General features: G+C 64.4%; 3 protein-coding genes. All 3 read right to left on the bottom strand.

Annotated features, from left to right (window positions below):
• Positions 1-78: 78 nt before the first annotated feature.
• The 3 genes from U5709_RS05090 to U5709_RS05080 all read right to left on the bottom strand — a co-directional run bounded on the left by U5709_RS05090 (position 79) and on the right by U5709_RS05080 (position 5,609).
• Positions 79-1,260, bottom strand: a complete 1,182-nt coding sequence (locus U5709_RS05090) for an amino acid ABC transporter permease (protein ID WP_321971487.1) — start codon at positions 1,258-1,260, stop codon at positions 79-81.
• A 79-nt stretch (positions 1,261-1,339) separates the two neighbouring features.
• Positions 1,340-2,248 (bottom strand): transporter substrate-binding domain-containing protein, encoded by a 909-nt coding sequence (locus U5709_RS05085; protein WP_321972929.1) that lies wholly within the window; start codon positions 2,246-2,248, stop codon positions 1,340-1,342.
• Between the two features lie 295 nt (positions 2,249-2,543).
• Positions 2,544-5,609 carry a glycoside hydrolase family 3 N-terminal domain-containing protein gene (locus U5709_RS05080; protein WP_321972928.1) on the bottom strand — a complete coding sequence of 1,022 codons (3,066 nt, stop codon included), beginning with the start codon at positions 5,607-5,609 and terminating at the stop codon, positions 2,544-2,546.
• Positions 5,610-5,667 lie beyond the last annotated feature (58 nt).

Below are 5,667 nucleotides of genomic sequence, written 5' to 3'. Positions count from 1 at the left end.
CGGCCTCCTCGCTCGGCGCCTCGTACTCCCTGCCCGCGACGGCGGCGGCTATTTTCGCGTACTTCTCGTTTGCCATGGTTATGCCTCCGCCTTCTTCATCGCGTTACCCGCGTCGGACGTGCTGCCGACGGGCTGGCTCTGCACGTCAAGAAGCCCGGCGATCTTGCCGAGCAACCAGGACGCGAACGCCGTCATGATGAGGTAGAACACGGCGATGACCAGGTACGCATTGAGCTGCTTGTAGTAGATGCCGGCCACGGTGGAGGCGGCAAACGCCAGGTCGAAGACGCCGATGACCGAGAGGACCGACGAATCCTTGATGTTGATGACGAGCTCGTTGGACAGGCCCGGGATGGCGTACTTGATGCCCTGCGGGAAGACGACCTTGAGCATGGCCTGCCACTGCGAGAGGCCGAGCGAGCGCGCGGCCTCCATCTGGCCCTTGTCCACGGACTCGATGCCGCCGCGCAGGACCTCCATCATGTAGGCGGTGGAGTTGAGCGAGACGACCACGAGGCCGGCGATGAAGCGCGTCCAGATGGCGTTGACCTCGGTGATGGACATGCCGGTGCTGCTCACGATGGCAAAGCCCAGGTAATAAATGATGACGCCCTGGACAAGCATCGGGGTGCCGCGGACCACGGTGGAGTAGACCTTGGCGAAGCCGACGCCGATCTTCTTGAGGAAACGGATGAAGTCGTTGTCGGAGCGGTCAATCTCGAGGATGCGGACGGCGGCGAGCAAAAGCGCGAGGAAAAACGCGATGATGGTGCCAAAGACGGCCAGCTCAATGGTGGTGAGCGCGCCGGTGAGGTAGGTCTGCTTGCCCTGCTGGAACATGTAGAGGATCTGGGTGAGCATGTCGTCGGGCATCTTGGTGGCCGCGGCGGCGTCGGACCACGCGGAGGCGAAGCCCATGACGGCGCGGTCGACGAAGAGCGCGGCGGCGGCGAGCCAGACCACGTAGCTCACGTAGCGCAGCACGTTGGCCGCGGCCGGCTTGGCAAAGGGCGCCTTCTCGGCGTAGGTCTTCCAGTGGGTCAGCTTAAAGAGAAGCGCCACGGCCGAGACCACGAGCCAGGCGGCGCACAGGTAGTACATGACCAGCTCGACCGTGAAGGCATTCGCGAGAAAACTCATTGCGGGGCGCGCGCAGCTGGAGAGCAGCATGCCGATAAGCGCCACGGCCGAGGTGCCGAGCAGCACGTAGCGGTGGTTCGTCTTGACGAAATTCGCCAGGCGAGTAAGTGCAGATGACATAAAAATCCTTTGTTCTTATCGCCGAAGGGGCAGGGACGCGCATCCCTGCCCCGAAGTTGCATACTTGGTTGTGCGGGCCTTAGGCCGGCTGGCGATCCATGCAGTCCTGCCAGATGGAGAGGCGGTCGGCCTCGGAGATGCCGGCGATGATCTCGTTGAGCTTGGCGAGCATCTGGTCCTGGCCCTTGGCGATGGCGGCGTTGTCGGGGTTACCGGGGTCGGAGAAGCCCTGGCCGCTCTCGAGCTCGACCTTCTTGAGGTCAGGATAGTTCTGCAGAAGGTTGGGCAGCGACATGGACGAGAAGGTGATGGCGTCGCAGGTGCCGTTCTCGATGCCGTCGACGACCAGCGGGACCGTGGCGACCGGGGTGAGGTGGTTGACGTTAGGAATCTCGTCGATGAGGTCGTCGTAGAAGGTGTCCTTCTGGCCGAGGACCGTGGCGCCGTTGAAGTCGGAGAGCTTGGTGGCGCTGGCGTACTTGGAGTCCTGCTTGACGACCATGACGACCTCGTCGTCGATGTAGGAGTCGGTGAAGTCGGCGGACTGGGCGCGCTCGGCCGTCACGGACATGCCGGCGCAGATGATGTCGATCTGGCCGTTGACCAGGGAATCGACGAGGGCGCCGAACTCCATCTTGACGGCGACGGGCTCCATGCCGAGGGCCTCGGCGATCTTTTTGGCGATCTGGACGTCGTAGCCGTCGGCATAGGCGCCGGAGACGTTCTCGATGGGAATGGTGGTGTCGGAAGCGGACTCGACCTGCCAGTTGTAGGGAGCGTAAGCGGCCTCCATGCCGACGCGCAGGGTCTTGCCGTCGCCGAGCTGGCCCGTGTTGGCCTCTTCCTTGGCACCAGCGGTGTTGGACGCGGTGGTGGTGTTCGTGCTCTGGGCAGCGGGGCCGCAGCCGGTCAGGAACGTGGCGCCCGCGACGGTGAGCGTGGAGACGCCCGAGAGCCTAAGGAACGAACGGCGAGTAAGGTCGGTCATGGCAAATCCTTCCGATTGGTGTGAGACCCCTTCCGCGCAACGCAACCGGAGGGGACCCATTCCCCTCCCCCTTGCAACTTAATGCGAGAAAGTTACGTGCACGTCGGTAGGTTACGCCATTACGCACGCGCACGCGAGCCTGAAAGCAAGGGGAAACTGCCATTTAACTGTGGGAAATCATAGGTTTGGCGGCGCCGCGGAGGGTTCCGGCGCGGCGTTGCGCAAAAAACGGCCCGCGAAACGTGTCCGCGGGCCGTCGGAGTGGACAAAGGGACTGTCCCTTTGTCCACTTGTGCTATGCGCGCTTGCGGCGGCGAACCTCGCAGACCACGTTGGCGGCCACGATGATCGCCAGGCCCACGGCGCCCACGCCGGTCAGCGCCCAGCGCACGATGTCGGCCTTCTGCATGCCGGTGCCGCCGCCGGAGACGAAGGTGCTGCCGTGCATGGCGCCGTTCATGGAGTGGCTGTTGGCCATCGTGTAGAGCAGGTGGTGCACGGACTCGCGGGCGTAGCGGTAGCTCACGGCGTCGGTGGAGTCAAAGCTCCACATGTCGGACTGGTCGTTGGTGGTGAGCTTGGCATCGCCGCCGGCCTCGATCATCTGCTCGGCGCCCATGAACTTGCCCATGTCGGCGTTGTCCGTGATGATCCAGCCGTCAAAGCCCCACTCGGTGCGCACGATGCCCGTGAGCAGGTTGTAGGAGCCGCCGCACCACGTGGCGCCGATGCGGTTGAACGAGGTCATCAGGCCCTGGCACGCGCGAACCGTGGTGGTGTCGTTCTCGTAGGTACCGTCGTCGTTCTGCTTGACGTAGTTGAGCTCCACGTCGCCGACCTTCATGCACATCTCGAAGGGCTTGAGATACAGCTCGCGGGCGGACTGCTCGTTGAGCCACGTCGCCATGGACCACTCGCCGCGGTCGCCGCGGTGGTTCTCCTGGTCGTTGAAGGCGAAGTGCTTAATCATCGTGTAGACGCCCTTCTCGGCAGCGCCCTTGACCTCCTGCGAGGCCATCGCGCCGGAGAGGAACGGGTCCTCCGAGAAGTACTCGCCGTTGCGGCCGGAGTACGGGCTGCGGTGGATGTTCATGGCCGGGGCGTACCAGCCGGTGGCACCTCCGAGCAGGGACTCGTTGCCGATCATGTTGCCCAGGCGATAAGCGATCTCCTGATTCCAGGTCTGGCCCACGGTCATGGGGTTGCAGAAGGTCATGCCCGTGCCGCCCCAGCTCCAGCCGGAGGTGGAGTCGGCGTCGGTGCCGGCCGGCTTGCCGACGGACTCCAGGTACTCGGTGCCGTAGCCGGCGCGGGCCACCATGAGGTTGTAGTCGTCGGGGGTCAGCTGGTCGAGAAGATCGCTCCACTTGGGATCGTCGTAGTCAAGGCCGCGCAGGTCAGCCAAGGTAAGGCCGTTGTCGGCGCCATAGACGAGCTCGCCGTCCCAGGCCTTGACGTCGGGGTTTCCGGAGTCGGTGGAGTCGAGCTGGGCGAGAAGCTCCGCGGAGGCCGTCTTGCCGTAGGTGTAGCTCACGCCGTCCTCGCCGTTGATCTCGTTGCCCCAGGTGGAGACCTGCGTGGTGGGGGTGCCGTCGTGCGTGGGGAACGTGCCCGTCCAGTCGGAGCGGGTGAGGTAGGTCACGTCGCCCTTGGCGTCGTCGAGCTGGTTGGTAACAGCGACGCCGGTGAGGCTGTCGGTGGAGTAGGTGGTGGTGTCAACCTCGGCGTTGGCGGGCACGTAGGTGTCCGTGAGGGCCTTGTCGCCGTCGACCTTGGCGCCCTTGGCAGCCAGGATGTTGTTCACGGCGGCGTGCGCGTCGGTGCCGGCGGTCACGTAGTAGGTGCCGGCGTCCAGGATGTAGGTCTTGGCGCCGTTGGCGTCATAGCTGGCCAGCTGGGACTCGTCGAAGGTCACGGTCACGACCTGGGACTCGCCGAGCTCCAGCAGCTTGGTCTTGGCGTAGCCCACCAGCTGCACCGCGGCCTTCTCGACGCCGTTTGCGCGGTCGTAGTCCGTGTAGGGGGACTGGGCGTAGATCTCCACGGCATCCTTGCCGGCCACGTCTCCGGTGTTGGTCACGGTAACGGTGGCGGTGCAGGTCTTGCCGGACCAGCTGGTCGAGAAGTCAGACCACTCGAAGGTGGTGTAGGAAAGGCCGTAGCCAAACGGGTAGCAGACCTCGGCGTCGTAGTTAAAGTCGCCGGCGTTGCCCTGGTTCAGCACCACGTCCTCGTAGCGGGTCTCGTAGTAGCGGTACCCGACGTAGATGCCCTCCTCGTAGGAGACGTAGTTGTACTTGGTGAGGTTGCCGGACTCGTCAAGGTACTGGTAGTCGCCGAAGTTCTGCGCGGCGGGGGCGGCGGAGGCGTCGGCCACGTAGGTGTCGACGGTGTGGCCGGAGGGGTTGACGTCGCCCGCGAGGATGGAGCCCAGGACCTCGGCGCCGTAGGTGCCGGTGGTGGGCACGACGATGACGGACTTGATGTTGGGGAACTGCTCAAGCCAGTCGAGCTCGATGGCGGCGTTGGAGTTGATGAGCAGCACCGTGTTGTCAAAGTTGTCGTTCAGGTACTGCAGGATCTCAAGCTCGGTGGAGTCGGGCTCGAGGTAGCTCTTGGCCTTGTCCTCATCGCTTGTGGCGTGGTTGTACATGGAGCGCGGCATGTCTCGGCCCTCGCCGGCCACGCGCTTCATGACAAAGACGGGCGTGGTGCCCTCAAGGGAGTCCAGGACGCCGGCGTCACGCATGACGGACAGCGGGCACTCGTTGATGGAGAAGTCCTCGTCGTCGCCGTAGGAGACCGAGCCCACGCCCATGACGTAGTCCTTGCCCTTGCCGTTGATGTAGAAGTCGGTGAGGGTGGTGTTGACCGAGAGGCCCGCCGCCTCCATGGCGGGGGTCAGGGCGTCGGAGCTGCTGACCTCGATGCCCAGGGTGGACTCGAGCATGGTCTGGTTGCGGACGCCCAGGCTGCGGGAGTTGCCGCCCACGAAGGAGAGCTTGGTTCCCTTGGCCAGCGGAAGCGACGAATCGTCATTCTTGAGCAGGACGTAGCCCTCGCCGGCGATGTCCTTGTCGAGGGTCTCCTCGGCCTCGCTGATGGAGCCCATGTCGTAGTCGGCCTTGTTGTAGGTGAGGTCCAGGCCGGAGGTGTCCACGCCGTCGTTGCTCCAGCTCTGCTCCACGCCAAAGTAGGAGTTGATGATCTGGTTGAACTTGGGCAGCACGGTGTTGGCGGCCACGATGATGGCGACCATGGCCACGGCGAGAACCGCCGAGACCACGATGCCGACGATGCGCGCCGGCCCGATCTTCTTGGCGCCCTTGGCCTCGGGCGCGTCTGTGCTGGTAGATGCCATAAGTAAAGCTCCGTTTTTCGGATGGCGTTGCGGATTGGGGGCCGGGCCGCCGCAGGTG

Source organism: Paratractidigestivibacter sp., assembly GCF_963660155.1.
Lineage (GTDB): Bacteria > Actinomycetota > Coriobacteriia > Coriobacteriales > Atopobiaceae > Paratractidigestivibacter.
The sequence above is the reverse complement of the archived record's forward strand: the minus strand, read 5'-3'. Positions and strand labels throughout refer to the sequence as shown.